Annotated in this window: 1 protein-coding gene and 1 pseudogene; both read left to right on the top strand. The window is 63.1% G+C overall.

Annotation, left to right across the window (positions count from 1 at the left end):
- Nucleotides 1–296 precede the first annotated feature (296 nt).
- Nucleotides 297–1,334 (top strand): AraD1 family protein, encoded by a 1,038-nt coding sequence (araD1, locus tag KUV86_RS14650; RefSeq protein WP_222485284.1) that lies wholly within the window; start codon nucleotides 297–299, stop codon nucleotides 1,332–1,334.
- Nucleotides 1,335–1,520: 186 nt separating this feature from the next.
- A pseudogene (locus KUV86_RS14645) lies at nucleotides 1,521–1,717 on the top strand (aldehyde dehydrogenase (NADP(+))); the annotation flags it as partial.

Raw genomic sequence — 1,717 nt, 5'->3', positions numbered from 1 at the left:
GCGCCGCCGGAGATCAGCCTGAAAGACATCTTTGTGTCACTGCTGCCGTTCATCGCACTGCAATTGTGTGTGCTGGCCGCGCTGCTGATGTGGCCCGAGATGGCCATGTGGCTGGTCGACTGAGATCAGGGGCAGGGTCATGCACCGCCCCGTCTCAACCCACGCGTGCTATCTCCCATCAATAACGTCAACCCATACCTTCGTATGTTGACCATACACCCCCCCAGAGGCGTAAGATGCCTCTGGGGCCAATCGTGATACCGGGCTGCCGCCCTTTCCTGCCCAAGGACATCACCATGCACAACGATACAAACGCCTCTGCCGATTCCAGCGCTTCAGCCCACCTTCGCCTTATTCAGTGTGTCCATCAGGGCAGCACCCGGGCAGCGCTGGTGGAGAACGAGCATCGCGTGCGTCTGACCGACGCCGACACCTACAGCTTGGCCAGGCGAGCCCTGGAAAGCGGCACACCTCTCGCCGCGGTGGTTCAGGACAGTCTGACGGGCGAGACCCTCGACTATGGCGAGCTGGTCGAACAGGGACAGCTGTTGCCCCCGCTGACGCATCCTGACCCGGCGCATTGCCTGGTGACCGGCACTGGACTGACCCACCTGGGCAGCGCTGACACTCGCAGCGCCATGCATGCCGCATCGAACAGCGATGAGGCCGAGATGACCGACTCCATGCGCATGTTCAAGCTGGGGGTCGAAGGTGGCAAGCCCGGCGAGGGCAAGATCGGGGCTCAGCCGGAATGGTTCTACAAGGGGGATGGCGACTGCGTCGTCGCACCGGAGGCCCCCCTGCCCTGGCCGTCCTTTGCCGAGGACGCCGGCGAGGAGCCTGAGCTCGCAGGACTCTATATCAATGACGATCAGGGCCGCCCTCACCGTCTGGGCTTTGCCATCGGCAATGAGTTCTCCGATCACATCACCGAACGCTACAACTACCTGTGGCTGGCCCACTCCAAGCTGCGCGCGTGCAGCTTTGGTCCTGAGCTGCTGATCGGCGAGCTGCCGGCACACCTGGAAGGCACCTCGCGCATCACCCGTCAGGGCGAAACGCTGTGGGAAAAGCCCTTCCTGACCGGGGAGGCCAACATGGCCCACAGCCTGGCCAACCTGGAACATCACCACTTCAAGTACGCGGGCTTCCGCCGTCCCGGCGACGTCCACGTTCACTTCTTCGGCACCGCGACGCTGAGCTTTGCCGATGGCATCAAGGTCAATCCCGGCGAGCGCTACGAGATTGACCTGCCCGCCTTCGGCCGACCGTTGCGTAACCCCTTGGCAACACCGGATGACGATGAAGGGGCCGTGACCGTCATCACGCTGTAGGTGCATGCAGGCCCCTGATACGTAAACCATAGTACGGAAACCATAGTACGGAAACCCGGTGCAGAAACCCTGGTGCTGAGACCCAGAGGCTACCACCCAGATGTTTCAAGGCTGCGGCTTCAGCCCAGGGGTTCACCACACAGCCACCTTTTTCCACGCTCAATCAGCCACCAGCAAGGAGCCAACATGACTCTGCAAGGCAAGCAACTCATTGGCAGCCAGGCCGTGGCGGCCAGCGGCAAGGCCATCCATGCCATCAACCCAGCCACCGGCGAGACCCTGGAGCCCGGCTACGCCGCCGGCTCGAAGGCCGAAGTCGACCAGGCCTGCGAGCTGGCCTGGGCCGCCTTCGATCGCTATCGCGAGACCAGCCTCGAGGCCCG

Origin of the sequence: Halomonas sp. DP8Y7-3 (genome assembly GCF_019801675.1) — a bacterium.
Classification (GTDB): Bacteria; Pseudomonadota; Gammaproteobacteria; order Pseudomonadales; family Halomonadaceae; genus Halomonas; species Halomonas litopenaei_A.
The sequence above is the reverse complement of the archived record's forward strand: the minus strand, read 5'-3'. Positions and strand labels throughout refer to the sequence as shown.